Genomic DNA, 26,750 nt, shown 5'->3' with positions numbered 1-26,750 from the left:
GGGATTTCACGAACATTCCGCGAATTTTAACGTGTGAGGTTTTCTATGCCCTATTATTTCGGTTACGGATACGGCTATCACAGCTACAGCGACTTTCTCGCCAACAATATCTATTTTCTGCTGCTGATCCCCATTCTTGCGCTCTCCCTGTGGGCCCAGTTTCAGGTCAGCGGCAACTTCCGGCGTTACAGCGCCGTCAACAACCGCCGGCATTTGACCGGCGCCCAGGCGGCGGAGGCGGTACTGCGGGCCCACGGCGTCTATGATGTGCCTGTGCGCATGACCCGGGGACAGCTGACAGATCATTACGATCCCCGGGACAATACCATCTATCTCTCTGAATCCGTGTACGGTGCTCCCACCATCGCAGCGGTAGGTGTGGCGGCCCACGAGGCCGGGCATGCGGTGCAGTATGCGGAGGGCTATGGCCCGGTGCGCCTGCGGACGGCAATCCTGCCTGCCACGCAGCTGGGCTCCAGACTCTCATTTTTGCTGCTGTTCATCGGCCTGCTGCTGTACAGCCAGGCGCTGTTCCTTGCCGGCATCGTGCTCTTCTCCCTGACGACTTTCTTCCAGCTGGTGACGCTCCCCGTGGAGTTCAACGCCTCTCACCGGGCGCTGGAGACCCTGGAGTCCCAGGCGATCCTGTGGGACGACGAGTTGGTTGGTGCCCGCCGGGTATTGCGGGCGGCTGCCATGACCTATGTGGCGGCGCTTTTGATGTCGGCCCTGCAGCTATTGCGTTTCCTCCTCATTTTTGCCGGGCGGAACAACCGGGAACAGGGAGGTGGACGCCGATGAGCAACGCCCGTGAAACCGCTCTGCGCGTCCTGATCAGCTGCCGCACCAATGGCGCGTGGGCAGATGCCGCGCTGAAGGCCCAGCTGCACCGGGACGGTCTTTCCGGCGCGGACGCCGCGCTGTGCAGCCGCATGGTCTACGGCGTGCTGCAAAATCAGCTGCTGCTGGACTACTATCTGGGTGCCTACTGTACCCAGCGAACAGAGCACTTACAGCCGCCGCTGCTGGAAATCCTGCGGCTGGGCGCCTACCAGATTCTCTATCTGGACAAGGTCCCGGACTATGCGGCGGTGAATCAGTCGGTGGAGCTGGCCCGCATATTCAAGCGGGGCTCTGCCGCGGGGCTGGTAAATGCCGTGCTGCGGAAGATCTCCCAACACAAGCACGACCTTCCTGCCATTCCGGACAAAGACCCCCTTCGGGCCCTCTCCATCCGCTACAGCCATCCCCGGTGGCTGGTCAAGCGGCTGCTGCCGGTGCTTGGGGAAGAGGAGACAGAGCAGTATCTGCGCATCAATAACTCCGTAGCCCCCATGACCGTCCAGGTCAACACCCTGAAAACCACCGCAGCGCAGCTCCGGCAGGAACTGGAAGCATCCGGCGTGTCGGTTCGGGAGCATCCCTGGGTGCCCGGCTGCCTGGAGCTCTCCGGTACGGGAGATCTCTCCGCGCTGCCGGCCTTCACCGAAGGACGCTTCCTGGTTCAGGACCCGGCAGCCAGTCTCGTGGCACCGACTGCGCAGGTTCTGCCCGGTCAGCGGGTGCTGGATGTATGCGCCGCCCCCGGGGGAAAGTCTTTTTCCGCAGCTATGGCCATGGGAGATGTGGGCACCATTGTCTCCTGTGATCTCCATGAGAGCAAGCTCTCCCGGATCCGGGATGGTGCCGCCCGGCTGGGAATCTCCTGCCTGAAGACCGCCGCCATGGACGGCCGGCGGTTCAAGCCGGAGTGGGAGAATGGTTTTGACACGGTGCTGGTGGACGCCCCCTGCTCCGGTCTGGGTATCATCCGGAAGAAGCCGGACGTGCGCTACAAAAAGGCGGACGATCTGTTTGCGCTGCCGGTTATTCAAAGTGCCCTGCTGGAAAACACCTGCCGCTATGTGCGTCCGGGCGGGCTGCTGGTGTACTCCACCTGTACCATTTTGCCGGAGGAGAACCAGCAGATCACCGACGCTTTCCTGGCGGAACACCCGGATTTTTCCCGGGAAGCTCTGCCTTTGCCACAGCCGGTGGGCACTGTGGAGGAGGGCCAGATTACCCTCTGGCCCCAGCGCCACGGAACCGACGGCTTTTACATCTGCCGCATGCGGCGGCATTCTTGAGAGGTCCATATGATCGACATAAAATCCATGTCTTTGCAGGAGATGGGTGATTTCCTTCAGTCCATAGGTCAACCGGCCTATCGGGCAAAGCAGGTATTTACCTGGCTGCACAAGGGGGCCCGCTCCTTCGATGAGATGACCAACCTGCCAAAATCCCTCCGGGATCAGCTGGCGGGAAGCTGCCTTTTGACCCCGCCCAAAGTGGCCCGCAAACAGGTTTCCCGTCTGGACGGAACCATGAAATATCTTTGGGAGCTGGCAGACGGAAACTGCATCGAGTCCGTTTTGATGCGCTACCACCACGGGAACACGGTGTGCATCTCCTCCCAGGTGGGCTGCCGTATGGGCTGCGCCTTCTGCGCCTCCACCATTGCCGGAAAGGTACGAGACCTGACCCCGGCTGAGATGCTGGATCAGGTTCTCTTCACCCAGCTTGATTCCGGTCTGGAGATCTCCAACATCGTTCTGATGGGTATCGGAGAGCCCATGGACAACTTTGATACCGTGCGCAAGTTTCTGGAGCTGGTAAACCACCCGGACGGCATGAATATCGGCATGCGCCATATTTCGCTTTCCACCTGCGGAGTAATTCCCGGCATCCGCCTTCTGGGAGACCTGGGCCTTCAACTGACGCTCTCTGTCTCTTTGCACGCACCGGACGATGAGACCCGTTCCCGGATCATGCCCGTCAACCGGGCCTATCCCGTGGACGAGCTGTTTGCCGCCTGTCATGAGTATTTCCGAAAAACCGGCCGGCGCATCTCGTTTGAATACGCCATGATCGACGGAGTCAACGACCACGACTGGCAGGCCGATCTGATTGCCAAGCGCCTCAAGGGCATGCCGGGCCATGTGAATCTGATTCCCCTCAATGACGTGGTGGAAAGCCCGTTCAAGCCCTCCAGGCGCATTGCAGCCTTCCAGAAGCGCCTGGAGTCCCACGGACTCACTGCCACCGTGCGGCGGAGTCTGGGCGGAGATATCGACGCATCCTGCGGCCAGCTCCGGCGCAAGGCCATGGAGGAAGCAAGGAAAGGGGAGATTCCCAATGATGGAAGTATGGAGCATGAGTGATGTGGGCCTGGTCCGCAAGGAAAACCAGGATGACTACGCCGTGGCCCAACTGCCCGAAAGCGGCCACACGCTGTGTGTGGTGTGCGACGGTATGGGCGGCCCTGCAGGTGGGCGTCAGGCAAGCCACATTGCCGTGGATGCCTTTATGTCGGAAATGAAAAAGCAGCTGCGTCCCGGCATGTCTGCCCAGCAGCTGCGGGAGGTATCCTCCTATGCCGTGTCCGTGGCCAACCGGGCGGTGCGTCAGGCTGCCCAGGCCTCTGTGGACTGCCGGAGCATGGGTACCACGCTGGTGTCCGCCGTGGGCTATGCCGGCGGCGCTGTGGTGACCAACGTGGGCGACAGCCGGGCCTATCACATCTCCACGGAGGGGATCACCCGTGTCACCAAGGACCACTCCCTGGTGGAGAGCATGGTGGACCGAGGCGATATCACCGCCGAGGAGGCACGCCATCACCCCAACCGCAATCTCATTACCAGAGCACTGGGTCCGGATATGTCCGCCCTCAGCGACGGATACATCTGCCCGATGGCGGCGGGGGATTTCCTGTTGCTCTGCTCCGACGGTCTGGTGGAAACCGTCACTGACCAGGAGATGCTCTTTGAAGTCCTTCACGGCGGTGACCTGAATACCTGCATGGACCGCCTGCTGGCCATCTCCAAAGCCAACGGCGCCTCGGATAATGTGACTGCCGTGCTGATGCAGATGGTGTGAGAGGAGGGAACGGATTTATGGATCAGTATATCGGTAAAATGCTGGACAACCGCTATGAGATTCTCGAGCGGATTGGAACGGGCGGTATGGCCGTGGTGTACAAGGCCAAATGCCACCGGCTCAACCGCCTGGTGGCCATCAAAATCCTCAAAAGCGATCTGGCTCAGAACGAAGACTTCCGCCGGCGCTTCAACGCCGAGTCCCAGGCGGTAGCACAGCTGTCCCATCCCAACATCGTCTCTGTCTACGATGTGTCCCGGGGCGGTGACATCGAATACATCGTCATGGAGCTCATTGACGGTATCACGCTCAAGCAATACATGGAAAAGCGGGGGCAGCTCAACTGGAGGGAGTCCCTGCACTTTATCACGCAGATCATGCGGGGCCTCAGCCACGCCCACAGCCGCGGCATCATCCATCGGGATATCAAGCCGCAAAACGTCATGGTGCTGCGGGACGGCAGCGTCAAGGTGGCCGACTTCGGCATCGCCTGCCTGGAAAACTCCGCCCAGACGCTGACCCAGGAGGCACTGGGTTCCGTGCACTACATCTCTCCCGAACAGGCCCGCGGCGACCGGACCGATGCCCGCAGCGACGTCTACTCCGCCGGCGTGGTCCTCTACGAGATGCTTACCGGTCGTCTGCCCTTTGAAGGAGACAGTGCCGTGTCCGTGGCCATCCAGCACCTGAGCTCCATTCCGCTGGCTCCCCGGGAAATCAATCCCGATATCCCGCCCCAGCTGGAACTTATCTGCATGAAAGCCATGGCCCCCGAGCTGGACAAGCGCTATCCCTCCGCCGACGCCATGATCGCCGATCTGGAGGCGTTCCGCAAGAATCCCGGCGTCAGCCTGGACTTCGAGCTGGAAGACCTCCGCCCTACAGAGGAAGATGAGCCCACCCGCCCCCTGCGTACCGGCAGCGTTCACGCCGCCATGGAGGCAAACCACACCGCCCACCGGTCCCACAGCCGGGAAGCAGAGCGGTACCAGGATTACGATGAGCCCAGCCCCCCCAATCGCAAGCGCACCGCCGTCATCGTCGGCGCCGTGGTTGTCGCGCTGGTGCTGGTCGCTGTACTGTTCAAAGTAATCTTTTCCTCCTTCGGTACGTCCACGCCGGATGATTACGAGGTTCCCAACCTGCTGGGGAAGACCATGGAGCAGGCTCTGGCCATGCCGGAGATCGACGGCATCTTCACCGTCACAGAAACCGCCACGGAATACAGTGATGAATATGACGAAGGTGAAATTATGCGCCAGACCCCGTCTGCCGGGGAGGTGCGCCGGGGTGATAATCTGAAGATCGAAGTCACGATCAGCCTGGGTGAAAACACCGGCGAGATGATCGACGTCGTAAATCAAGAGGCACAGGCGGCTATCCTGGCGCTGAAGACACTCAGCCGGGAAAATAATCTGGATCTGATCATCGACGCCTCCGTAGAGTATCAGGAGTTCTCCGACGAGATCAGTGACGGCTATGTCATCCGTACAGACCCAGCCGAGGGCGCCACGCTGAAAAAGGGCGATACCATCAAGGTCTATGTCAGCAAGGGTCCCGAACTGGAGCGGTTCCCGGTGCCTCCCTTTGTGGGACAGAATATTGACAAGGTCCGAGAGCAGCTGAAAACCACCTGGAAGCTCACCTGCACAGACGCCGACATTGAGACAGTGGACAGTGATCGGCCTGCCGGTGAGATTGTCTGGCAGAGCATTGAGTCCGGTACGGAGGTCACGGAGGGCAGTACCATCAAATTCAAGGTCAGCTCCGGGCTGGCCCCCAGCCAGACGCGCACCATCTCTGTGGTACTGCCTCAGGACGGCCGGGAAAGCGTGGACGTCTGGGTCACCGTGGACGGGGAAGAACAGTACAACAACCGTGTCTCCTGCTCCCAGGGAAGCGTCAGCGTCTCCCTGACCGGCTACGGTACGCAGCACGTCCAAGTGTATATCGACGGGGAAGAAGACCCTGCACAGGCCCAGGATCTGCAATTTGACTGATATGGCAAAGGGACGGATTCAAAAAGCCCTCAGCGGCTTCTACTATGTCAATACCGGGGCGGAGGTGCTCACCTGCCGGGCCCGGGGAAAATTCCGCAAAACCGGCCAGTCCCCCCTGGTGGGGGACTGGGTGGAAGTCCGGGAACTGGGCGGCGGTGAAGGGTTCGTGGAAGAGATTCTCCCCCGGCGCAACGCCTTTGCCCGGCCGGCGGTAGCCAACATCGACCAACTGGTCATCATCGCCTCCGGTGCCATCCCCCGCACCGATCCCTTCCTCATTGACCGGGTGACCGCCATCGCCGCGCTGAAAGACTGCGGCGTGGTCATCGTGCTCAATAAGTGTGATCTGGACCCGGCGGAGGAGTTGTATCAAATCTATACCGGTGCCGGGCTGCCCACACTGCGGGTGAGTGCGGAAACTGGAGAGGGGCTGGATCTTCTCAAAGGTGCGATCGCCGGAAAGCTATCTGCCTTTACAGGCAATTCCGGCGTAGGAAAGTCCAGTATTCTCAATGCACTGGAGCCCCAGTTCCACCTGCAGGTGGGCGAAGTCAGTGACGCGCTGGGGCGCGGACGCCACACTACCCGTCACGTGGAACTCTATCATCTCTCCTGCGGGGCAGAGGTGGTGGATTCTCCCGGCTTTTCCTCCTTTGACACAGATGAACTGAACCTGGAACTCAAGGAACACCTGCCTGAGACCTTTCGGGAGTTTGCACCCTATCTGGGTCAGTGCCGCTTTGTGGGGTGCAGCCACACCAAGGAGGCTGGCTGTGCTGTACTGGAGGCACTGAGACGGGGAGAAATCCAAAAAAGCCGTCATGCCAGCTACGTGCGTCTCTACGAGGAACTCAAGCCCCTGCGTCCGTGGCAGGAGCGAAAAAAGTGAACAAAAAGCGTCTGCCGTTCCCTGCGGCAGGCGCTTTTTCCGTTCCCGGCTGCGCACAGGGGACAGCCTCCACGGCTATACTGATACCAGAGAGGGGGCGGGTGATATGTTCCGCAGAGGCGGCTGCCGTTTTTTAGGAATCTTTGCCGTGGCACTGGGCGCCGGAATTTTGATTGCTGCAATCTTTCCGGTGGGAGCGCTGCTGTTTCTGGTGGCAATGCTGCTGATCGCCTGCGGCTGCGCCTGCTGCCGCAGATAGGGAAAGGAGGCGATGGCGTGAATATCGTGGTATGGAAATCCCCCCGTGCACTGCGGGGCATCCTGCGCCGGCTCTTCCACGTGCAGGCATAAGCGCGTCCTCTCCGGCATACACTGGAGCAACATCTCAGTGTGAACGGCCGGGAAAGGATGGACACAGCATGGAACTGGACTTAAAAAAACAAAGCTTTGATACATACGAAACCGGGGCGGAGACTACGCTGACTTCGGAAGAGACGGCAGAAACCATCGTGCCGGACTACTGCCCGGATATGGCCCGCATCATTGACACGCAGGGTACGGTCTTTCTCCATGGCCGCGAGCTTCGGGACGGCAAGGCCACGCTCTCCGGTACGGTACGGGTCACGGTGCTGTACACGCCGGAAGGGGAGGGCGGAATTCGCTCCCTGGAGTTCGCCATGCCCTTTACGGCGGAGAGTGAAACCATGCCGGAGTGCGCCTATCTGACTGCGGAGGTCGAGCCGGAAATGCTGGAGAGCCGGATGCTCAACCCCCGCAAGGTCTTCACTCACTGCAAGCTGGTGGCACGGCTGACCGGCTATCAGCGTACGGCACTGCAGGTATGTCCCGACGTGGAGACGGCACCGGAGCTGTGTGTGGAAAAGCGCCGGGAGCGGCAGCGGGTGACGCTTCTGACCCATGTAGCGGAAAAGGACTTTACCTTTTCTGAGGAAATGAGTCTTTCGCCCGGCCGGGAAGGCGCCGCAGAGATTTTGTCCTCTCAGGTCCGCAGCTCCGTAACGGAGACCAAGCTGGTGGGCAGCAAGCTGCTGATGAAAGGCGTATTCTCCGTATCCCTGCTCTATCGGACGGCTCAGGGACAATACCGGTCCACGGCCGGGGAACTGCCGTTTTCCCAGATCATGGAGGTGGAGGGCGCCGCAGAGGGCTCCTGCGCCGCCGTACATCTCCAGCTGACAGGTGCCGATCTGCAGATCGACGGGGGAGATCCGGAGGGGCGGCAGATGGCGGTAACGCTCTATCTCCATGCCACAGCTTTGGTCCGCAGGGAGGAAGAGTTGACGCTGCTGCGGGACCTGTACTCCACCGCCTATGAGCTCACATATGACGCCTCGCCGCTGTCCCTGGTAACTTACCGGGAGGCCATGCATCGCCGTCAGTCTGTCCGGGAATCGCTGGAAATCGGCGTGGTGGCTGAAGACATTCTCTCCATCCAGGCCAACTGCGGCGCTGTGACGGTAAGCCGGGAGGGCGGCGGTACAGTCCTGCGCACAGTGGTATTCGTCCATGCCCTGTATCTGGACGAAGGCGGCACACCGCTTTTGGCCGAGCGGGGCGTGGAAGTTTCCTGTCAGACAGATCTGCCGGCCGACTGCCGTGTCACCGCCCGGGCTGTCTGTGCCGAAGAGCCCCAGGGCAGCCTGACCGAACGGGGCATCGAGGTTCGCTTCCCGGTGGACTTCCAGATGGAGGCGGCATCGCAGGCGAAAAAGGTCTGTATTACCGCAGCCAGAATCGACACCGATGCCCCCAAGGATCTCACCGGCGCCCCGTCCCTGGTGCTGCGGCAACTTGGACAGCAGGAAAGCCCCTGGGACCTTGCCAAGCGGTATAACACCACCATCTCCACCATTCTATGCGCCAACCAGCTGGAAACAGAGGAGGATCTTCCGCGGGATACGCTGCTGCTGATTCCCCGCAAGCGGGCATAAAAAAGGGAGCGGACTTCCGTCCGCTCCCTTTTTTGATTCTGTTTTATGATTCTGCGTATCGGGAGAGGAATTGCCGGGTGCGCTCTTCCCTGGGATGGTCGATCACCTGCCGGGCATCGCCCTGCTCCACAATGACGCCTCCGTCCATGAAGATCACCTGATCCGCCACATCCCGGGCAAATGCCATCTCGTGAGTGACGATGATCATGGTGGTCTTTTGCTCCGCAAGCGTCCGGATGACCCGGAGCACCTCGCCGGTCAGCTCCGGATCCAGGGCAGAGGTAGGCTCGTCAAAGCAGAGGATATCCGGATGCAGTGCCAGCGCCCGGGCAATGGCCACCCGCTGCTGCTGTCCGCCGGAGAGCTGGTGAGGATAGTGATCCGCGCGGTCTGCCAGCCCCATCTGCGCCAGCAGCTCCCGGCCAGCCTTCTCAATAGATTCCCGGCTCTCGCCTCCGCGCTCTTTGGCCAGCAGTTCCCGGGCCAGCGTTACGTTCTGCAGCGCCGTGTACTGGGGGAAGAGGTTGAAATTCTGAAACACCAGACCGAAGTGTAACCGCTTGGTCCGAATCTCGCTTTCCAGCTGGGTCTTCGGGTCATCGGCGTCAAACAGCGTTTCCCCCCGTACGGAGATAGTCCCCTGGTCGGGCTTTTCCAAAAAGTTCAGGCACCGCAGCAGCGTGGTCTTGCCGGAGCCGGACGAGCCGATGATGGAGATGGCCTGTCCCTCTTCCAGGGTAAAGCTGATGTCACTGAGCACCTGAGTGGCGCCGAAGTGTTTTTCAATGTGTTTAACTTCCAGAATGGACATTTCGGTGCCCTCCTTAACGGAAATAGCTGAGCTTCTTCTCCACCCAGCTGAACAGCAGCGTCAGTGCGCCGTTGAAAATCAAATAGTACACGCCGGTAAAAAACAGCGGCCACAGAAGACCGGAGTAGCCGTGGGACCCCTTCAGGAAAGCATAGCCCGCCCAGATGATCTCCTGCATGGAGATGATGCGGGCGATGGAGGTATCCTTCACCAGCGTGATGATCTCGTTGGACATGGGGGGGACGATACGCTTGATCATCTGCAGCAGCGTGACCTTGAAGAAGATCTGGCGTTTGGTCATACCAAGCACCTCGCCAGCCTCTTGTTGTCCTACGGGGACACCCTGAATGCCGCCCCGATAGATCTCGGAGAAATAGCAGGCGTAGTTGATGATAAAAGCCACGGCAGAGGCCAGAAACCGGCCGCCCTCGCCGCTGGGCCACGGGCTGCCGTTTTTCAGGAGATAGCCGGGGATGTAGAAGATAATAATCAGCTGGAGCATCAGCGGCGTGCCCCGAATGATCCAGACGATGGTCTTGGTAAGCCACCGCAGGGGAGTGAAGCGGCTCATGGAGCCAAAGGATACCACCAGTCCCAGGGGAATGGCGCCGATCAGCGTGATCGCAAACAGCTTCAGGGTTTGAAGAAAGCCCTCATTCAGGGCTCCGATGACCGTGAGAAACATAGTTGGAACCTGCCTTTAACGGTAAGATAGGGGAGAAGACGATGCCGGGAATTACCGGGACAAAGGCCGAAAACCGGCCAAAAGCAGAGGACGTTTGACCGTCCTCTGCTTTCTTATGGAATGAGGTAGGGATTACTCCTGGGGAATCAGGGCAGCCTGAATACCGTAGGTCTCGGCCAGAGAGGTCATCGTGCCGTCGGCATAGCTGTCAGTGAAGAACTGGTTCAGCGCGGCAGCCAGATCGGAGCCCTTGCGGAAGCCCACACCGTACTTCTCACCCTCGTCAGGGTTCAGGGTGATCGTGTAGGTCAGATCGGCATAACTGGTTCCCTCGCCCACCATAGCACCAGCCATCAGAGAGTCGATGATGGCGGCATCAGCGGTACCGGAGGCCACTTCCATCAGTGCAGTAGCCTGATCAATAACCTCCGTATAAGTAAAGCCGTTGGCGTCGGCCTGGTCCTGGCCGAAAGAGCCGGACTCCACGGCGAAGTTCAGGTCGGCCATGCTGGCAGCGTCGGGATACTGGTCAGCCACGTCGGCAGGCAGGACCACCACCTGGGCGTTGTTGCAGTAGGCGTTGGAGCACTCCATGGCGGAAGTGACTTCATCAGTAAGAGTCATACCATTCCAGACCACATCGATGGTCTTGCCATCCAGCTCCATGACCTTGTTGTCCCAGTCGATGACCTGGAACTGAGCTTCCACTCCCAGACTCTCGGCAAAGGCCTTGGCCATGTCGGCGTCAAAGCCGATCCAGTTGCCGCTCTCGTCCTGATAGTCCATGGGCTCAAACTCGGTGATGCCTACCACCAGAGTGCCCTTATCCTGCACGTAGGCAAGATCGCTCTCTTTCTCTGTTTCCTCTTCCTTCGTACTGCCGCAAGCCGTCAGGGAAAATACCATTGTTGCTGCCAGCAGCATAGCCATCCACTTTTTCATATCCAATCCTCCATTGCTGCGGGTATCCCGCTCGTTTAATACATTAGCAGTTTACCATACTAAATTATCTCTGTAAATGCAAAATTCGCACAATTGAAAAATGCTTGTCGGCTGTAGTTTTGTGTGTTATGCACAGAACAAAAGACGGGCTGTCATAGGAATCCCTGCTTTGACATAGAGATGGAACATGACTATGGAGCGGAAAAAGGACGGGATGCTATGAATACAACCATCTACCAGAATATCGCCACCCGCACCGCCGGAGACATCTATATCGGTGTGGTCGGCCCGGTGCGGACGGGCAAATCCACCTTTATCAAGCGGTTCATGGAGACCCAGGTCATTCCCAACATTGATAATGTCTACCGCAAGGAGCGAGCCCGGGATGAACTGCCGCAAAGCGGCAGCGGCCGTACCATTATGACGGCAGAGCCGAAGTTCGTGCCGGAGGAGGCGGCCCAGATCCAACTGGAGGGCGGCGCGGCCTTCTCGGTGCGGCTCATTGACTGCGTGGGGTACATGGTCAAGGGTGCCATCGGCCAGTACGAGGACGATGCCCCACGCATGGTGACCACCCCCTGGTTTGACCACGAAATTCCAATGACAGAGGCGGCCGAGGTGGGAACGCGGAAAGTGATTGCCGAGCACTCCACCATCGGGATTGTCGTCACCACAGACGGCAGCATTTCCGAGATTCCCCGGGAAGACTACCTGGAGGCAGAGGAGCGGGTAATCCGGGAGCTCCAGGAGCTGGGCAAGCCGTTTATCGTATTGCTCAACTCCCAGGCTCCAAAAAGCGAACGGGCCACTGCCATCGCCCGGGACATTGCCGGACGGTATCAGGTCAACTGTGTGCCGGTGAATTGTCTGGAGCTGGAGGAAGAGGACGTAACCGATATTCTCAAAGCCGTCCTATATGAGTTCCCGCTCCAGGAGTTGGATCTGTTTCTGCCGCCCTGGGTGGATGCTCTGCCGCAGGAGCACCCCATCAAGTCCGGGCTGTACGAGGCTATCCGGCAGGGGACCGTCTCCCTGCGCCACATCCGCCAGGTAGAGGGCGTGGTTGCCGCCCTGGGCGACAGCGGGGATATCAGCGAGGCCTCCGTCACCTCCATCGATCTGGGCACCGGTGTGGCCACGGCCCGGCTGTGTCTGCCGCGGGAGCTGTTTTATAAAACGCTCTCAGAGCAATCCGGCTTCGAGGTGGCAGACGACGGCGACCTGATGAGTCTGCTGACCCGGCTGGCAGCTGTGAAGAGCGAATACGACAAGGTCGCCGGAGCCCTCCGGGATGTGCGGGAAACCGGATACGGCATTGTGGTGCCCAGCATCGACGAGCTGAAGCTGGAAGAGCCGGAGATCATGAAGCAGGGGGGACGCTACGGTGTCCGCCTCAAGGCCAGTGCTCCCAGCATCCACATGATCCGGGCAGACATCGAGACAGCGGTCAGCCCGATTGTGGGCAACGAAAAACAGTCCGAGGACATGGTAAACTACCTGCTGCAGGAGTTTGAAGGGGACACCAGCAAGATCTGGCAATCCAATATTTTCGGCCGCAGCTTCCATGAGCTGGTCAGCGAGGATCTGCAGACCAAGCTCAAGCGGATGCCAGAGGACGCCAGAAAAAAACTGCGGGAGACGCTGGAACGCATCATCAACGAGGGCAGCGGCGGTCTTATCTGCATCATTTTGTAACCATGAAGCGGAACACCGGGGAGCATCCGGTGTTCCGTTTTTTCCTCTCAGAGTGCCGTTCCCCGTTTTGGGACATACAGCTTGTCCATCGCTGCCCCTTCCAGCTCCAGCAGTCTTCGCTTGATCTGTATACCGCCAGCGTAGCCCGTCAGGCTTCCGTCGGCGCCCACCACCCGGTGACAGGGAATGATGATGGAGATGGGATTGTGTCCTACGGCGCCGCCCACCGCCTGTGCCGCCGCCCCGACGCCGCGCCGGCGCAGAGTCTCAGCCAGTGCACCGTATGTGGTAGTCTGTCCGTATGGGATCTCCAAAAGCAGCTGCCATACCGCCTGACGGAAGGAGCTGCCCTTGGGAGCAAGCGGCGGCAGGGCAGGGAGGAACGCCTTTGCAAAATACGCATCCAGCCAGCGCGCTGCCTGCAGCAGCGGCGCGGATTCCTGTTCCCGGGTCTCCGCTTTTTCCAGCGTCGCTGCAAAGTACTTTTGTCCCTCGATCCAAAGTCCCGTCAGTGCATCTCCCTCGGAAGCCAAATAGATGCGTCCTACCGGCGAGGAATACTCCATCAGGTTTGTCATCGTCCTTTCTTCGCTCCTTTCTTTTTAGGCACAGCCGGGTCCCGCAGTTCCGGCAAAGCACCGCAGGCAATTGCCCAAAGGTACAGGCTGGCCGTTGTTCCATAGGGGCTGTACCGTTTCCGGAAACGCTCGAATGTCTTCCGGTCCAGGGTCTTTCTCCCGTAGAGCATCCGCATGCCCCGCAGAATGGCCAGGTCGCCGTAGCTGACAATATCCGGCCGCCCCATACTGAAGATCATCAGCATCTCCGCCGTCCAGGGCCCAATCCCCCGCAGGGAGGAAAGGGCTGTCAGCACCTCCGAATCCTCCATGGCATCCAGCGCCGCAAGGTCAAACTCGCCGCTGTGCACCTTGTGGGCAAACTCCTGAATATACGCTGCCTTCCGGTAAGTCATGCCCAGGCTCTGCAGCTGTTCCTGCGTCAGCCGGAGCACATTTTCTGCCGTCACCTCCGGCACGGCATGCAAAAACCGCTCCCACACTGTTCTCTGCGCCGCCATGGAAATCTGCTGGCCGATAATTTGGTGGATCACAGAGGCAAACAGATCCGGATCCATTTCCCGGCTGACATGGCCGATCCGTTCTATGGCTGCCCCCAGCTTTGGGTCCTTGGTGCAAAGATGGGTAATTTCCTTTGCTCCGTAGGGGAAATCCAAAGAAACACCTCCTCCATCGCTTTGCTCTTATTATAAAAGAACATATGTACGGTCGCAATCCCCTTGTTGAAAAAAGCCGGTATTTCCCGCCTTGCAAGCAAACTTTGATCGTGGTACCATGGAAAAAACACATTCAATTCAGGAAGGGGAGTGGCATACATGCTGCTGGCCATAGACGTGGGGAATTCCAACACCTCCGTGGGCCTGTTCGACCGGGACAAAAAGCTGCAGTTTCTGGCCGCGCTGGACACGGACAGCCGAAAAACTGCGGATCAAATCAGCATCGACCTGATGAATCTGTTTACCCTGTATCATTATGACTATGCGGACGTCACCGGCGCCATTTTGTGCAGTGTCGTGCCGCCGCTGAATTTCATGATGGAAAAAGCCCTGACCCGCCTTCTGGGCAAGCCCCCCATGGTGGTGGGTCCCGGTGTGAGGACGGGGCTGAACATCCGTCTTGCCGTGCAGAGCCAGGTGGGTGCCGATATTGTGGCCGACGCCGTCTCCGCTCTGGAAAAATTCCAGCCGCCCATCATCACCATCGACATGGGTACTGCCACAACCATCGGCGTTATCGGTCAGAACCGCAGCTACGAGGGCGGGCTGCTGCTTCCGGGCGTCAATGTATCGTTGGAGGCTCTCAGTCGCCGGGCCGCTCAGCTGCCTGCCATCTCACTCCAGCATCCCAAGACACTGATCGGAAAAACCACGGAGGACTGCATGCGCTCCGGAATCGTCTACGGAACTGCCGGCATGCTGGACGGGATCATTGACCGGATCCGGGCGGAATTTCCGGGCAGGGAAGTCACCGCCGTGGCCACCGGCGGCAATGCCCCGGTCATCGTTAAATACTGCCGCAATAAGATTGTCTATGACAAATATCTGCTGATGGAAGGACTTTGGACCATCTATCAGAAAAATCGGTAAACGCCGCACATCAAACAAAAAGAATCCGCCCTGGGCCATAAGCGCAGGGCGGATGTTGTTTTGTTTCGCAGTTACTTGGCCAGAACCTTCTTCAGCTTGGCAAAGCGGGGCAGGGAATCCTGCTTGGGGAGCTTGGGCTCTCCCTGGATCAGAGGAAGCACATAGTCGATAAAGGGCTTCTCCACGCCGTTGTGGGCGGCGTTGATCCACTCCAGAGGCACCTTCTTCTCCGTGTTGGCCACCTCGGTCAGCCCCAGCAGCTTGGTCTTGCAGACATACTGACCGTTTTCGTAGCTGCGCTCGAAGCCCACCATCTTGTCCGTGATCCCGGCCACGGCGTTCTCAACGGCCGCCTTGCCGGACATGTAGGACTCCTCAATATCCGTCTCAGAAGCCAGATGTGCACCGCAGCGCTGCAGCAGGCTCAGCTCAATGCCGCGTACCTTGGCACCGGTCTTTTCTTTGACGATCTGCGCCAGCAGGGCAGCCAGGCCGCCCAGTTGGGCATGGCCGAAACCGTCGGTGGCAGAGGTCTTCGCCTCAGAGACGAAGGAGCCGTCGGCATAGTGGATACCCTCGGAGACAGCTACCATGCAGTTGCCCTTCTCCTTGTAGATCCGCTCCACATCCGCCAGGAACGTATCCATATCAAAATCCACCTCAGGCAGGTAAATCAAATCAGGGCCTGCGCCGTAAGCGGTGGCCAGCGCAGAAGCACCGGCCAGCCAGCCGGCGTGACGGCCCATGATCTCGATAATGCAGACCATGCCGGTGTCATACACACGGGCATCCTGATAAACCTCCATGCAGCTGGTGGCAATATACTTGGCGGCGGAGGCATAGCCGGGGCAGTGATCGGTACCGTAGAGGTCATTGTCGATGGTCTTGGGCACACCCATCACGCGGCACTCATAGCCGACCTTCTGCATGTACTTGGAGATCTTGTTGCAGGTGTCCATGGAATCGTTGCCGCCATTATAGAAGAAATAGCGGACGTCGTACTTCTTGAAGATTTCCAGAATACGCTTGTAGTCGGTGTCGTCCACATCCGGATCTGCCATCTTGTAGCGGCAGGAGCCCAGTGCGGAGGAGGGAGTATACTTCAAAAGCTCCAGCTCTGCAGGATCTTCCTGACCCATATCAAACAAACGGTCATTCAAAACGCCCTTGATGCCGTGCTCTGCGCCCAGAACGCGGGTGATATTGGGGTTCTTCAGTGCCGTGTCGATAACGCCGTATACGCTGGCGTTGATGACAGAAGTGGGGCCGCCGGATTGGCCGACGATGCATGCGCCTTTCAGTTCACTCATGAGAAAAGCCTCCTCAGAATATTGTAACGCTATCATATCATTGAAAAAAAGAATTGTAAATACTTGCATTTTAATTTTTCTGTGATATTATCATAGAAGAAAATCGTTTTCGTCCTTTTGAATCGTTCAATTTGACAATACGTTAACAACCGACCCTATTGGGCCGGGGCAACGGGCGAAGGGACGGGACAAATTGATGAGGAGTGATCATTATGCCATTGGTTACCACTACCGAAATGTTCAAGAAGGCATACGACGGCGGCTACGCCATCGGCGCTTTCAACGTCAACAACATGGAGATCGTCCAGGGCATCACTGAGGCTGCACGGGATCTGGATGCGCCCCTGATCCTGCAGGTGTCCAAGGGTGCCCGCGCCTACGCCAACCACACCTACCTGGTGAAGCTGGTGGAGGCCGCTGTCATCGAGTGCCCCAACATCCCCATCGCTCTGCATCTGGACCACGGCCCCGACTTCGAGACCTGCAAGTCCTGCATCGACGGCGGCTTCACCTCCGTCATGATCGATGCCTCCTCCAAGCCCTTTGCTGAAAACATCGAGATCACCAAGAAGGTCGTGGAGTACGCCCATGACCACGGCGTGGTGGTCGAGGCCGAGCTGGGCGCTCTGGCCGGCATTGAGGATGACGTGAAGGTTTCCGCCGAGGAGTCTCACTACACTCATCCTGACGAGGTTCAGGAGTTCGTGGAAAAGACCGGCTGCGACTCTCTGGCCATCGCCATCGGCACCAGCCACGGTGCCTACAAGTTTACCGCCGCTCAGTGCACCCGCAATGAAAAGGGCGAGCTGGTTCCCCCTCCGCTGCGCTTTGACATTCTGGACGAAGTGGTAAAGCGCCTGCCCGGCTTCCCCATCGTGCTGCATGGCTCTTCTTCCGTGCCTCAGAACTTCGTGAAGATGGTCAATGAGTACGGCGGCAAGATGCCCGACGCTGTCGGCATTCCCGAAGAGCAGCTGCGCAAGGCCGCCAAGAGCGCCGTGTGCAAGATTAACATCGACTCTGACCTGCGCCTGGCCATGACCGGCACCATCCGCAAGTTCATGGCAGAGCATCCCGACAAGTTCGATCCCCGCGAGTATCTCAAGCCTGCCCGTGCTGCCATCAAGGAACTGGTGGCGCACAAGATCGTCGACGTTCTGGGCTGCGATCACAAGGCCTGATTCCATAGTCCCTGCAAGAGGAGGCGCCGGGCGCCTCCTCTTTTTTTCAGAACGCCTCAGCTGCCCTGGGCATACACTGCATCAGGGGAGGGAGAACCATGCGCCTTGTACAGGACTATGACCGCACTGCCGTGATCCGCTATGCCCGTCAGTGGGCCTTTGGCAGGAACCCGGCTTTTTATGACTATGAAAAACTGGGGGGAGACTGTACCAACTTCGCCTCGCAGTGCGTCTACGCCGGCAGCAATCTCATGAATTACACGCCGGACCTGGGCTGGTACTACCTGGATGCCAACCGAAAGGCTCCCGCATGGACCGGCGTGGGCTACTTTTGGAACTTCATGACCCGCGGGACCGCCTTATCCGGTCCGGTGGGTGTTTCTTGCCAGCCGGAAGCCCTGCTGCCGGGCGATCTGGTACAGCTTTCGTTCGACGGGACGTCCTTCCAGCACACACCGGTTATTGTGGCTGTGGGCAGTCCTGCCGGACCGGACAACATCCTGGTCGCCGCCCACAGCTATGATGCCTTCGGCCGGCCGCTTTCCTCCTACTCATTCCAGAAGCTGCGCTTTCTCCATATTCTGGGGACCATGCGGCCGTGAGTTCATAATTTATTCATGATTTTTCCAGGAAATCCGGCTATGATAGCCCCAACAAAAGAGAGGAGGATCATGCCATGAAAAAACTGCTGTCTGTGCTGCTGACCGCCCTGTTGCTGGCGGGACTGACCCTGCCGGCCGCCGCTTATCGGGACGTTCCCGCCGGCAGTACGTTGGCCGGTGAGGTGGAAAAGGCAGTACAATACGGCTTGATGAACGGGTACAGCGATCAGGATTTCGGATATGCCGACTCCATGACCCGGGCGCAGTTTGTGACCGTCCTGGGACGAATGCTGGGCTGGACCAGTGACGGGACGGGGAATACCATCCTCCCGGCACAAATGAATCTGCCGTCTGGTCTTTCTGCCACGTATCAAAGTGCCATCGCCTCCGCCGTCGCCCACAACGCAGTGGATTCCGATGTGCCGTTCCGCCCCAACGACGCCGTGACCCGACTGGAAATGGCCGAACTGCTGGTGCGCGGGCTGGGGCTTGGCGGCGCCGCCAAGCTGGCTGAGAGCGCATCCGCACTGCCGTTTACCGATGTGACAACAGGGAAGGGGTACGTAGCCGTCGCCTATGCCATTGGCATGACCAAGGGCACTTCGGACACCACTTTTTCCCCCAACGCCACCGCAACCCGTGCCCAGGCTGCTGCCATGCTGGTGCGAATTTATGAAAAGCTCCAGAAAAGTGTGGATTGGGTACACGGCTTCTACGCCATCTCCTCCTACAGCCAGCTCAATTACGCCCAAGACATGGACGCTGTCAGCGCCGGCTGGAGCCGTATGACCTGGGATGGAGCTTCCGCCACCCTGGAGACCACCAATGCCGGCGGCAATGAGTATGCCGTCCCGGACGGATATGAAAGCGTAACCGCCTATCTGGAGGGCAACCGCGTCCCGCTGAATCTGAGCGTATTCATGGAGGGGAGCAGCCTGCGGGAGATGCTGGCTTCTGAAACAGGCCGGCAGGAGGCGGTTGCAGCCATCGCTGCGGAGGTGACCTCCTCTTACGAAGCCATCGGGAAAAATCCGTACGCAGGTGTTACCATTGATTTTGAGGGTCTGCGGGCAGCGGATCGGGACAACTTCACCGAATTTCTGCGGCAGCTGTCCGGGGTTCTGGGCAGTCTGGACTCCCGCCACCTTGCCCTGTATGTCTGTGTGCAGCCCGCGCTTGCTACAGGAAGCTACTATGACGGCTACGATTACCGAGCCATCGGAGACCTGGCAGACAAGGTCATTTTGATGGCCTATGATTACGATGCTGTCAATCTGGCCGGGTACGAGGGCACCACCTATCACCAGACTGCCTGCCCGGCGCCCATCGACCAGGTATTTTACTCCCTGATGGCGGTTACGGACGAGCATACCGGCGTACAGGATCGCTCCAAGATCGTCCTTGGTTTCAGCTGCAAGAACGTCGCCTGGAAAATCGACGCAAATGGGAAACTGCTATCCGGAACACCGGTATATCCCTCCAATGAAACCGTCAGCCGCCGGCTGCAGCAATCCGATACCGTGGTTGGCTGGTCGGAGGCCTACCAGCATTCCTTCGCAGTCTACTCTACGGAGGACGGAAGCCGGTACTTCCTGTGGTATCAAAACGCACAAACCATTCAGAAAGCCACTCAGGCCGCCGCGCTGCTGGACGTAACCGGTGTCTCCGTCTGGCGTCTGGGCTCCATGCCCATGTATCCCTCCTGGAACTGGAGCTGCCTGCTGCACTGAGTCCAAGTAAAAACCGCTGCCGCCCGGTTGGGCGGCAGCGGTTTTCTATGCTTCAAAAATCTTAAGAATCCAACATACCTCCCATGCCGTCATAAAGGCAGAAAATACGGCGCGCCGCAGAGCCGCCGACGGTAGGGAGGGTCCTATGGAATTTCAAATCAAAGTGGACTACACAAGAAAAACCGGAGCAGCCATTTCCAAAGCGCTGAGAAAAACAGTCCGAAAGACCCGCTCCAGAATTCTGCGCATTCTGAGTGTTCTGATCCTGGTGCTTCTTCTGATCTGCCTCATCCCGCTGGACGGTCCTTTTGTTCTCCTGGCACCGGAGAACCTTGCCTCTTTGCTGTGCATCGTGCTTCTCCTCGTTCAGCTGATCTGGGAAGATCCCATCAACGGATGGTTCTTCAACCGGGCAATTCTGCCGGGTGCCCACCATGTGGATGCCGTTTTTACGTTGGAAGGATACCGTACCCAGACGCAGCTCGGTACCACCAGCTGGAATTATGGAACGATTGCAGCAATTGTAGAATCCCATCAGTACCTGATTTTCGTATTTGGGAAAAAGCATGTACAAGCCTATGACAAATCCACGCTGACCGGGGGAACTCTGAGTCAGTTTCGTACGTTTTTGGAGCAAACCACCGGAAAAACGATTTTGTCCATTGATTGAGCTTCCTGTGAAAAGCGAGATAAATCATAACAGGGAAGTGCACAAAAGGAACCGCTGTACGGCGGTTCCTTTTTTCGGATTTCAGGATTTCTGCTCGTCCTTTTTCTTCTTTTTTTCTTGTCTGAACGTGTGTGACAAGGGATTTGCCTTTGCAGCAATTCGCAGGCCCTCATTGTCAATATGGGTGTAGATTTCCGTGGTATTCAGATGATCGTGTCCCAGTACCTCCTGTACTGCCCGCACATCCACACCGTTTTGCAGCATCAGCGTCGCGGCAGTATGGCGCAGCTTGTGAGAGGAATACTGCCGGCTGTCCAGTCCCGCCTCGCTCAGCCGCTTTTTTACCATGGCGTGGACCGTGGAGCGGCTGATCCGCTCATTTTGGGAGGAGAGGAACAGCGCGTTTTCATCCCGTCCGCGAATAGGACGCCGCACGGCCAAGTATTGCCGCAATGCGCTCTGGCAGGCCTCATTCAAATAGATGATCCGCACTTTATTGCCCTTGCCCAGTACCCGCAGAGCGTCCTCTTGAATATCCTGTAAATTCAGGCCCACCAACTCCGAAATCCGAAGACCGCAGTTGAGAAACAGCGTCAGGATGCAGTAATCCCGCTCCTGATTCTTGCCGTCCACCGAGCCCAGCAGATGGACGCTTTCCTCCAGCGTCAGATATTTTGGCAGAGACTTCTGCAATTTGGGGGAGTCTATATCTTTGACAGGATTTTCACGAAGTAGGTGCATTTTATTGGTCAGATAATTATAAAAGGAGCGGATGGTGGCGATCTTCCGGGCCCGGGACGCAGGGGTCAGGCCATACTCAGGGTTGCGGCTGTTTTGATTCTGAATCCGGTCACGGCTGAGATAGGTCATATAGCCGTAGATGTCCGTCAGCGTGATAGATGCCACAAACGGGAGATCCACGTCCATAATGTCGATTTCATCCAGGGATTTATCCGCCAGAGCAGGATCCCGGATCTGTTTGATATAGCGGAAAAAATTCCGCAGGTCCAGATAATATTCATCCACGGTCCGGCGGGAGTGCGCTTTGACCGTCTCATGATACGAAAGAAAATCCCGCAAAATCTGCGGCGCCTGTGTGCGATAGTCCAACATATACAAGTTGCGTGCAAAACCAATTCGGAACGCCGGCTGGGCAAAACCCGTAAAAACCGGCCATTTTCGGGGAAGCGGGCATTTTCATCTCCCCCGAATTGAACAAAATTTTTATTTTGTTCAATTTTTGGTATGCGCGCAAAAACCTCCTCTCCCTGCTCTTCATTCGTATAGCTTTTCATTGTCCGGGCATCCTATCATCATCTCAATCAGAAACGGATGATGCCCTGTGAGCTTGATTCCATGTACCAGCACCTGCGTCTATCAGCAAGATGGAGTGTGCACGCTGGAAAGCGCCGCCGCAGCGGGTCTGCCGGCCCTGGGCGGCGCCTGCGTCCACTTTATCCCTGCTGGCCCAGTGCGGCTCGGATCGCCTCACCGATATTCCGAACCGGGATCAATGCAAGTCCCTCCGGTGCCGTCAGAGTCTGTGCCCCGTGGGCCGGAATCAGACACTTCCGGAAGCCAAGCCGGCGGGCCTCACTGACCCGCTGGCCCAGCTGGGTCACGGAGCGAAGCTCGCCTGTCAGACCCACTTCCCCGATGGCTACCAATTCCCCAGGCACCGGCCGGTCCAGATAGCTGGAGGCAATGGCCACCACAGCGGCCAGATCCGCAGCAGGCTCCTCCAGCCACAGTCCGCCGATAATGTTGATATATGCGTCACACGCGGACACTTTCAGGCCGCCCCGTTTTTCCAGTACTGCCAGCAGCATGGCCGCCCGGTTGTAATCAAATCCGTTGCTGGTACGGCGCGGGTTGCTGCCGCTACTGGAAACCACCAGCGCCTGGATCTCTGCCAATACCGGCCGCATGCCCTCCATAACGCAGGCAACGCAGGTGCCCGGTGCGTCGTCCGGCCGACCGGAGAGCAGCAGCTGCGACGGATTCTCCACCTCCGCCAGCCCCTCATTCCGCATCTCAAAAACACCGATCTCGTTGGTGGCGCCAAACCGGTTCTTCGCCGCCCGCAGGATGCGGTGGGTCGTATGGCGGTCCCCCTCGAAGTAGAGCACGCAGTCCACCATATGCTCCAGCACCTTGGGGCCGGCAATAGAGCCCTCCTTATTGACATGCCCGATCACAAACACGGTGATTCCCCGGCTCTTGGCCAGCTGCATCAGCGCCATGGTGCACTCCTTCACCTGGCTGACACTGCCCGCCGGAGAATCCAGTTCATCGCTGCAAAGAGTCTGGATGGAGTCCACGATCAAAACATCCGGCTTCTCAGTCTCCACCGCCCCCAACACCGCGTCCAGTCCGGTCTCTGAAAGGACATACAGCGACGGGCTGTCCACCCGCAGCCGCCGGGCGCGCAGCTTCAGCTGGTGAGTGGACTCCTCGCCGGATACATACAACACCTTGGAAAACTCGCACAGCTTGCTGCAAATCTGCAGCATCAGTGTGGACTTGCCGATGCCGGGAGCGCCGCCCACCAGCACCAGAGATCCCTTTACGGCGCCGCCGCCCAGCACCCGGTCCAGTTCCCCCATTCCGGTGGGAAAACGGATCTCCTCGTCGCTGTCCAGCTCCGTCACGGGACAGGCCTTGGGCGGGGCCAGGCGGCTGCTCCGCCCACCACTTTTGGCAATACTCCTGGAAGAAGACGCCTCCGGCTGCTCCACAATGGTATTCCATGCGCCGCAGGCAGGGCACTTCCCTGCCCACTTCGGCGTTTCGTTTCCGCACTCTGTACAGTAAAAAAGCGTTTTTTGCTTCATTTCATGCTCCGTTCCATGACATGTACCCGGCCGTAATTGCCGCCGCCAGCGTCAGCTGGTACTCCGGCTGCTGAAGCAGGACGGTTTCCTCTCCGTTGGACAAAAAACCGCACTCCACCAAAATGGCCGGCGCTGTCACATGTTTCATCAGGTAGATCGAGTCGGGAATCTCCCGGCTGTGTTTTTCATTTCCCGGGTTGATGGTCAGGTTCAATGCATCCTGCACCGCATTTCCCCACGCTTCCGCCCCTTCCCTATCGTTCCAGAACACTTGGGCTCCATGAGTCACCGGAGAAGACGGAAGACTGTTTTGGTGTATGCTCAGCAGCAGCGCGTTCTCTGTTTCGTTGACCATGGCCACCCGGTTTTTCAGATCAGATGTCTTCTTTTCCTTCAGCGTCCTGGCCTCGGAGGAGTAAATTGCTCGGTCATCGGTCCGCGTCATGACAGTGGGTTGACCCGCAAAAGTCATCAAGTCCCGCACCCGCAGTGCAATTTCCAGGTTAATCCGGCTCTCAGACACCGTCTGATCCGCCGAAACGGCACCGCCGTCCTCCCCACCGTGGCCCGGGTCCAGAACCACAACGGCAGAGACAGGTGCTTCAGGAGAAAATACCGGCACAGTATCAGTAAGTACCGGTCCCGACAGTGCCAGCGCACCGGCTGCCAGACAGAGTCCCCAGAGAACAGCCCATTTTCGCTTTACCACCAACAAGACCACAGGCAACACCTCCCACACAGGAAAGTATGTTCGCCTGCTTATCCCATATACCGATTATAGCCGCGCCCCCCTGCAAAATCAAGGGCAGGCTCCTCTCCGCCCGCACCTGCATATCATGAAGCAGGCGGGAATCCGCTCCCGCCGGAGTCCACGTCAAAGGAGGATTCTTTAAGCATGGACAAATCAAAGACTGTCTCCCCCGCCGCCTGCGGCGAGGATCAGGGGACGCTGCCCGGCGCCTGCGGGGCGCTGGCGTTCCCCTTTGTCCCCATGCAGCAGCAAAACCCTGTCCGGTACAGCCGGATGGAGGCTCTGCAGACCGGGACACTGTTTCCCGGCCTGGATCTGCCCTTCAAGGCCGCCATCCAGGCCCATACCAAAATGGCCAACACCGCTCTGGCCGAGCTGATGGCGCTGGATTTTGCCATCGATGAGCTGGGGTTATATCTGGTGACGCATCCACAGGACCAAGAGATTCTGCAACTGTACTGGTCCTATATCAAGCTCTCCAACGAAGGCCGGGAAAAATACGAAAAACGCTATGGCCCTCTTACACAGACAACGCTGACCCCCGAGGACGGTTACGCATGGCTGAAAGATCCCTGGCCCTGGGAGGAAGGAGTTGGTGAATAATGTTCGTCTATGAGAAAAAGCTGCAATATCCCGTCCGGATCAAAAACACCAATCCCAAGCTGGCGGCTTTAATCATCAGCCAGTACGGCGGACCCGACGGAGAGCTTGGCGCCTCCCTGCGCTATCTGTCCCAGCGGTACTCCATGCCATATCCGGAGCTTAAGGCTCTGCTGACCGACATCGGCACAGAGGAGCTGGGCCATCTGGAGATGATCGGCACCATCGTCCATCAGCTGACCCGGAACCTGACGGAAGAGCAGATCCACTCCGCCGGCTTTGACAGCTACTTTGTGGATCACACCGCCGGCGTCTATCCCACCGCCGCCTCCGGGTCTCCCTGGAGTGCCGCCGGCATGGCAGTCAAGGGAGACGTCATTGCCGATCTGACGGAGGATCTGGCTGCGGAGCAGAAGGCCCGTGTTACCTATGACAACATTCTGCGTCTTTCTGACGACCCCGACGTATCTGATGCCATCAAATTCCTGCGCGCCCGGGAGATCGTCCACTTCCAGCGCTTCGGCGAGGGGCTTCGTTTGGCGAAGGATAAGCTGGATGAAAAAAATGTCTACTACCTGAACCCCGCCTTCGATCGCTGAGTCGCTCTCTTCTTAGTATAACAAGTGCCGTGGACATTACCGTCCACGGCACTTGTTCTTCACTGGTCCTGTCCGCCCCGGGTCCAGGCCATGTCCCAGAACTGATACTCGTACTCACTGCAGTTGGTGATGATCCGATCCAGATTCTTCAGCTGCTCCTCCGAATACCCCTCGGTGAGCCGGTCCACAAAGTCGATCATCACCTTCGTATCCTCCCGGTAGGCAGGACTTGTATAGGTCTTGATCCAGTGGCGGTAGAAGTTATCCTCCCGCAGGCTGCCGGGAATCGACTCCACATAATCGCCGATCAGCTTGTAGCTCCATGCGCAGGCCAATACCACTGTGGCCAGCTCTGCAAGGCCCTCTTTGAAGGCCACGGAGATCATATAGTTCGTGTAGGACTCATTGTTCAGGCACATGGGGGCCCGGTCAATTCCCTCCTGGGAGATCCCAAGCCGGCCGAGATACCACTTGTGTACGGCATTTTCCGTGTTGAGCGTTCCGTTAATCAAGGTGGCAAACAACCGCATGTCGCTCTCCCGGTCTGCACGGATCACGCCCAGAGCAAACACCTTGGCATACTGCATCAGGTATTTGTGGTCCTGGATCATATAAAACTGGAATTTTTCTCTGGGCAGTGTGCCGCTGGCAATTCCCTGAACAAAGGGATGGCGGTAATATCTCTCCCAAATGGGCAGCGCCGTCTCCAGCAGTCTCTGGGATACTTTCATCACGGTTCCTCCTTATCTGTTTGCAGCATGTCCGCAAATTCATCTTCCGTCAGGACGGGAATCCCCAGTTTCCGGGCCTTTTGCAGCTTGCTGCCTGCGGCCTCACCGGCTACCACATAGGTGGTGCGCTTGGAAACAGACCCGGCAGCCTTGCCGCCCCGCTCTTCAATCAGAGCCTGAGCCGTCTTGCGGTCAAAGCGGGTCAGCGTTCCGGTAAGGACGAATGTCTGCCCCTCAAACCGCCGGTCCACCAGCTCTGTATGGCTCTCCATATTGACCCCTGCATCCTTCAGCCGGGCAATCAGATCCCGGGACTGGGGCGATGCCAGGTAGTCCACAATGCAGCGGGCCGTAACCGCTCCCACATCGTTAATGTCCGTCAGCGTCTCCTCCGTAGCCTCCATGAGAGCGTCCATCGTGCCGAAGTGCATGGCCAGAACCTTGGCCGCCTTCTCGCCCACCTGTCGGATTCCAAGTCCATAGATCAGCTTGGAAAGATCATTTTCCTTCGACTTGGCAATGGCGCGGATCAGGTTGTCTGCGGACTTGGCCCCCATCCGGTCCAGCTTGGCCACATCTTCAGCCCGCAGGCTGTACAGATCCGCAGGGTTGGTAATCAGTCCGCTCTCCACCAGCTGCTGGATTACAGCCGGGCCGCAGCCGTCGATGTCCATGGCGTCCCGGCTGGC

At 58.3% G+C, this 26,750-nt stretch carries 27 protein-coding genes; 16 read left to right on the top strand and 11 right to left on the bottom strand.

Annotated elements, in window-relative coordinates:
* Window positions 1-45 precede the first annotated feature (45 nt).
* The 8 genes from QZS13_RS02840 (at window position 46) to QZS13_RS02805 (ending at window position 8,756) form a co-directional block, all read left to right on the top strand.
* Window positions 46-801, top strand: a complete 756-nt coding sequence (locus tag QZS13_RS02840) for a zinc metallopeptidase (protein ID WP_295585235.1) — start codon at window positions 46-48, stop codon at window positions 799-801.
* Window positions 798-2,126, top strand: coding sequence for a 16S rRNA (cytosine(967)-C(5))-methyltransferase RsmB (gene rsmB, locus QZS13_RS02835; RefSeq protein WP_295585233.1), 1,329 nt, complete (start codon window positions 798-800; stop codon window positions 2,124-2,126). Before QZS13_RS02840 ends, rsmB begins: the two co-directional genes overlap by 4 nt.
* 9 nt (window positions 2,127-2,135) lie before the next feature.
* Window positions 2,136-3,200: a 23S rRNA (adenine(2503)-C(2))-methyltransferase RlmN gene (gene rlmN / locus QZS13_RS02830; protein WP_295585231.1), complete on the top strand. Its 1,065-nt coding sequence runs from the start codon at window positions 2,136-2,138 to the stop codon at window positions 3,198-3,200.
* Window positions 3,175-3,915 (top strand): Stp1/IreP family PP2C-type Ser/Thr phosphatase, encoded by a 741-nt coding sequence (locus QZS13_RS02825; RefSeq protein ID WP_295585229.1) that lies wholly within the window; start codon window positions 3,175-3,177, stop codon window positions 3,913-3,915. The genes rlmN and QZS13_RS02825 overlap by 26 nt, the downstream gene beginning before the upstream one ends.
* A 17-nt stretch (window positions 3,916-3,932) precedes the next feature.
* A complete protein-coding gene (gene pknB / locus QZS13_RS02820) occupies window positions 3,933-5,915 on the top strand; it encodes a Stk1 family PASTA domain-containing Ser/Thr kinase (protein ID WP_295585227.1) in 1,983 nt (660 codons plus the stop codon).
* A gap of 1 nt (window position 5,916) precedes the next feature.
* Window positions 5,917-6,804, top strand: a complete 888-nt coding sequence (gene rsgA / locus QZS13_RS02815; protein ID WP_295585313.1) for a ribosome small subunit-dependent GTPase A — start codon at window positions 5,917-5,919, stop codon at window positions 6,802-6,804.
* Window positions 6,805-6,910: 106 nt separating this feature from the next.
* The gene (locus tag QZS13_RS02810; RefSeq protein ID WP_295585225.1) at window positions 6,911-7,063 is read left to right on the top strand and encodes a hypothetical protein; all 153 of its coding nucleotides are present in this window, start codon (window positions 6,911-6,913) and stop codon (window positions 7,061-7,063) included.
* A 160-nt stretch (window positions 7,064-7,223) separates the two neighbouring features.
* A complete protein-coding gene (locus QZS13_RS02805; protein WP_295585223.1) occupies window positions 7,224-8,756 on the top strand; it encodes a DUF3794 domain-containing protein in 1,533 nt (510 codons plus the stop codon).
* Window positions 8,757-8,799: 43 nt separating this feature from the next.
* Here QZS13_RS02805 and QZS13_RS02800 read toward each other — a convergent pair whose 3' ends face one another.
* The 3 genes from QZS13_RS02800 to QZS13_RS02790 all read right to left on the bottom strand — a co-directional run bounded on the left by QZS13_RS02800 (window position 8,800) and on the right by QZS13_RS02790 (window position 11,194).
* Complete coding sequence (locus QZS13_RS02800; protein WP_295585221.1) at window positions 8,800-9,567, bottom strand: amino acid ABC transporter ATP-binding protein; 768 nt, start codon at window positions 9,565-9,567, stop codon at window positions 8,800-8,802.
* Between the two features lie 13 nt (window positions 9,568-9,580).
* Entirely contained in the window at window positions 9,581-10,252 is a 672-nt protein-coding gene (locus tag QZS13_RS02795; RefSeq protein ID WP_295585219.1) for an amino acid ABC transporter permease, read from the bottom strand.
* Between the two features lie 132 nt (window positions 10,253-10,384).
* Complete coding sequence (locus QZS13_RS02790) at window positions 10,385-11,194, bottom strand: transporter substrate-binding domain-containing protein (RefSeq protein ID WP_295585216.1); 810 nt, start codon at window positions 11,192-11,194, stop codon at window positions 10,385-10,387.
* A gap of 219 nt (window positions 11,195-11,413) precedes the next feature.
* Here QZS13_RS02790 and spoIVA point away from each other — a divergent pair, with 219 nt between their 5' ends.
* Entirely contained in the window at window positions 11,414-12,889 is a 1,476-nt protein-coding gene (spoIVA, locus tag QZS13_RS02785) for a stage IV sporulation protein A (protein ID WP_295585214.1), read from the top strand.
* A 47-nt stretch (window positions 12,890-12,936) separates the two neighbouring features.
* Here spoIVA and QZS13_RS02780 read toward each other — a convergent pair whose 3' ends face one another.
* Window positions 12,937-13,467 (bottom strand): methylated-DNA--[protein]-cysteine S-methyltransferase, encoded by a 531-nt coding sequence (locus QZS13_RS02780; RefSeq protein ID WP_295585211.1) that lies wholly within the window; start codon window positions 13,465-13,467, stop codon window positions 12,937-12,939.
* Window positions 13,464-14,123, bottom strand: a complete 660-nt coding sequence (locus QZS13_RS02775) for a DNA-3-methyladenine glycosylase (protein WP_295585209.1) — start codon at window positions 14,121-14,123, stop codon at window positions 13,464-13,466. The genes QZS13_RS02780 and QZS13_RS02775 overlap by 4 nt, the downstream gene beginning before the upstream one ends.
* A 159-nt stretch (window positions 14,124-14,282) precedes the next feature.
* Between QZS13_RS02775 and QZS13_RS02770 the strand changes: the two genes are divergently transcribed.
* Window positions 14,283-15,053 carry a type III pantothenate kinase gene (locus QZS13_RS02770; protein ID WP_295585207.1) on the top strand — a complete coding sequence of 257 codons (771 nt, stop codon included), beginning with the start codon at window positions 14,283-14,285 and terminating at the stop codon, window positions 15,051-15,053.
* 71 nt (window positions 15,054-15,124) lie between these two features.
* Here QZS13_RS02770 and QZS13_RS02765 read toward each other — a convergent pair whose 3' ends face one another.
* Window positions 15,125-16,363 carry a 6-phosphofructokinase gene (locus QZS13_RS02765; protein WP_295585204.1) on the bottom strand — a complete coding sequence of 413 codons (1,239 nt, stop codon included), beginning with the start codon at window positions 16,361-16,363 and terminating at the stop codon, window positions 15,125-15,127.
* Between the two features lie 212 nt (window positions 16,364-16,575).
* Here QZS13_RS02765 and fba point away from each other — a divergent pair, with 212 nt between their 5' ends.
* From fba to QZS13_RS02745, 4 genes are all read left to right on the top strand, one after another.
* On the top strand, window positions 16,576-17,544 hold the full coding sequence (fba, locus tag QZS13_RS02760) for a class II fructose-1,6-bisphosphate aldolase (RefSeq protein WP_295585202.1): 969 nt from the start codon (window positions 16,576-16,578) through the stop codon (window positions 17,542-17,544).
* A gap of 98 nt (window positions 17,545-17,642) precedes the next feature.
* Window positions 17,643-18,146 carry an amidase domain-containing protein gene (locus QZS13_RS02755; protein ID WP_295585200.1) on the top strand — a complete coding sequence of 168 codons (504 nt, stop codon included), beginning with the start codon at window positions 17,643-17,645 and terminating at the stop codon, window positions 18,144-18,146.
* A gap of 74 nt (window positions 18,147-18,220) precedes the next feature.
* Window positions 18,221-19,876: an S-layer homology domain-containing protein gene (locus tag QZS13_RS02750; protein ID WP_295585198.1), complete on the top strand. Its 1,656-nt coding sequence runs from the start codon at window positions 18,221-18,223 to the stop codon at window positions 19,874-19,876.
* 145 nt (window positions 19,877-20,021) lie between these two features.
* On the top strand, window positions 20,022-20,546 hold the full coding sequence (locus tag QZS13_RS02745) for a YcxB family protein (protein WP_295585195.1): 525 nt from the start codon (window positions 20,022-20,024) through the stop codon (window positions 20,544-20,546).
* An 81-nt stretch (window positions 20,547-20,627) separates the two neighbouring features.
* Here the strand turns inward: QZS13_RS02745 and QZS13_RS02740 are convergent, their stop codons facing one another.
* The 3 genes from QZS13_RS02740 to QZS13_RS02730 form a co-directional block, all read right to left on the bottom strand.
* Window positions 20,628-21,659, bottom strand: a complete 1,032-nt coding sequence (locus QZS13_RS02740; protein WP_295585193.1) for a tyrosine recombinase XerC — start codon at window positions 21,657-21,659, stop codon at window positions 20,628-20,630.
* Between the two features lie 341 nt (window positions 21,660-22,000).
* Window positions 22,001-23,380, bottom strand: coding sequence for a DNA repair protein RadA (radA, locus tag QZS13_RS02735; RefSeq protein ID WP_295585191.1), 1,380 nt, complete (start codon window positions 23,378-23,380; stop codon window positions 22,001-22,003).
* A gap of 1 nt (window position 23,381) precedes the next feature.
* Window positions 23,382-24,101, bottom strand: coding sequence for an N-acetylmuramoyl-L-alanine amidase (locus QZS13_RS02730; RefSeq protein ID WP_295585189.1), 720 nt, complete (start codon window positions 24,099-24,101; stop codon window positions 23,382-23,384).
* A 174-nt stretch (window positions 24,102-24,275) separates the two neighbouring features.
* Here QZS13_RS02730 and QZS13_RS02725 point away from each other — a divergent pair, with 174 nt between their 5' ends.
* Window positions 24,276-24,734 (top strand): spore coat protein CotJB, encoded by a 459-nt coding sequence (locus tag QZS13_RS02725; protein WP_295585187.1) that lies wholly within the window; start codon window positions 24,276-24,278, stop codon window positions 24,732-24,734.
* Window positions 24,734-25,330, top strand: coding sequence for a manganese catalase family protein (locus QZS13_RS02720; protein WP_295585185.1), 597 nt, complete (start codon window positions 24,734-24,736; stop codon window positions 25,328-25,330). The genes QZS13_RS02725 and QZS13_RS02720 overlap by 1 nt, the downstream gene beginning before the upstream one ends.
* Window positions 25,331-25,389: 59 nt before the next feature.
* Here the strand turns inward: QZS13_RS02720 and tenA are convergent, their stop codons facing one another.
* Window positions 25,390-26,061, bottom strand: a complete 672-nt coding sequence (tenA, locus tag QZS13_RS02715) for a thiaminase II (RefSeq protein ID WP_295585183.1) — start codon at window positions 26,059-26,061, stop codon at window positions 25,390-25,392.
* The coding region (locus QZS13_RS02710; protein ID WP_295585181.1) for a helix-hairpin-helix domain-containing protein at window positions 26,061-26,750 on the bottom strand (690 nt) is incomplete at its 5' end. The genes QZS13_RS02710 and tenA, both read right to left, overlap by 1 nt.

This window comes from uncultured Oscillibacter sp. (assembly GCF_900546705.1).
Taxonomy (GTDB): domain Bacteria; phylum Bacillota; class Clostridia; order Oscillospirales; family Oscillospiraceae; genus Oscillibacter.
The sequence above is the reverse complement of the archived record's forward strand: the minus strand, read 5'-3'. Positions and strand labels throughout refer to the sequence as shown.

Bases quoted from the DNA above. Each gene is read 5' to 3' on its own strand.
- rsgA (WP_295585313.1), top strand. From the start codon at position 5,917: ATGGCAAAGGGACGGATTCAAAAAGCCCTCAGCGGCTTCTACTATGTC.
- QZS13_RS02825 (WP_295585229.1), top strand. From the start codon at position 3,175: ATGATGGAAGTATGGAGCATGAGTGATGTGGGCCTGGTCCGCAAGGAA.
- QZS13_RS02800 (WP_295585221.1), bottom strand. From the start codon at position 9,567: ATGTCCATTCTGGAAGTTAAACACATTGAAAAACACTTCGGCGCCACT.
- tenA (WP_295585183.1), bottom strand. From the start codon at position 26,061: ATGAAAGTATCCCAGAGACTGCTGGAGACGGCGCTGCCCATTTGGGAG.
- spoIVA (WP_295585214.1), top strand. From the start codon at position 11,414: ATGAATACAACCATCTACCAGAATATCGCCACCCGCACCGCCGGAGAC.
- fba (WP_295585202.1), top strand. From the start codon at position 16,576: ATGCCATTGGTTACCACTACCGAAATGTTCAAGAAGGCATACGACGGC.
- QZS13_RS02805 (WP_295585223.1), top strand. From the start codon at position 7,224: ATGGAACTGGACTTAAAAAAACAAAGCTTTGATACATACGAAACCGGG.
- QZS13_RS02750 (WP_295585198.1), top strand. From the start codon at position 18,221: ATGAAAAAACTGCTGTCTGTGCTGCTGACCGCCCTGTTGCTGGCGGGA.
- QZS13_RS02755 (WP_295585200.1), top strand. From the start codon at position 17,643: ATGCGCCTTGTACAGGACTATGACCGCACTGCCGTGATCCGCTATGCC.
- QZS13_RS02770 (WP_295585207.1), top strand. From the start codon at position 14,283: ATGCTGCTGGCCATAGACGTGGGGAATTCCAACACCTCCGTGGGCCTG.
- radA (WP_295585191.1), bottom strand. From the start codon at position 23,380: ATGAAGCAAAAAACGCTTTTTTACTGTACAGAGTGCGGAAACGAAACG.
- QZS13_RS02810 (WP_295585225.1), top strand. From the start codon at position 6,911: ATGTTCCGCAGAGGCGGCTGCCGTTTTTTAGGAATCTTTGCCGTGGCA.
- rlmN (WP_295585231.1), top strand. From the start codon at position 2,136: ATGATCGACATAAAATCCATGTCTTTGCAGGAGATGGGTGATTTCCTT.
- QZS13_RS02720 (WP_295585185.1), top strand. From the start codon at position 24,734: ATGTTCGTCTATGAGAAAAAGCTGCAATATCCCGTCCGGATCAAAAAC.
- QZS13_RS02790 (WP_295585216.1), bottom strand. From the start codon at position 11,194: ATGAAAAAGTGGATGGCTATGCTGCTGGCAGCAACAATGGTATTTTCC.
- QZS13_RS02725 (WP_295585187.1), top strand. From the start codon at position 24,276: ATGGACAAATCAAAGACTGTCTCCCCCGCCGCCTGCGGCGAGGATCAG.
- pknB (WP_295585227.1), top strand. From the start codon at position 3,933: ATGGATCAGTATATCGGTAAAATGCTGGACAACCGCTATGAGATTCTC.
- QZS13_RS02745 (WP_295585195.1), top strand. From the start codon at position 20,022: ATGGAATTTCAAATCAAAGTGGACTACACAAGAAAAACCGGAGCAGCC.
- rsmB (WP_295585233.1), top strand. From the start codon at position 798: ATGAGCAACGCCCGTGAAACCGCTCTGCGCGTCCTGATCAGCTGCCGC.
- QZS13_RS02840 (WP_295585235.1), top strand. From the start codon at position 46: ATGCCCTATTATTTCGGTTACGGATACGGCTATCACAGCTACAGCGAC.
- QZS13_RS02780 (WP_295585211.1), bottom strand. From the start codon at position 13,467: ATGACAAACCTGATGGAGTATTCCTCGCCGGTAGGACGCATCTATTTG.
- QZS13_RS02740 (WP_295585193.1), bottom strand. From the start codon at position 21,659: ATGTTGGACTATCGCACACAGGCGCCGCAGATTTTGCGGGATTTTCTT.
- QZS13_RS02765 (WP_295585204.1), bottom strand. From the start codon at position 16,363: ATGAGTGAACTGAAAGGCGCATGCATCGTCGGCCAATCCGGCGGCCCC.
- QZS13_RS02795 (WP_295585219.1), bottom strand. From the start codon at position 10,252: ATGTTTCTCACGGTCATCGGAGCCCTGAATGAGGGCTTTCTTCAAACC.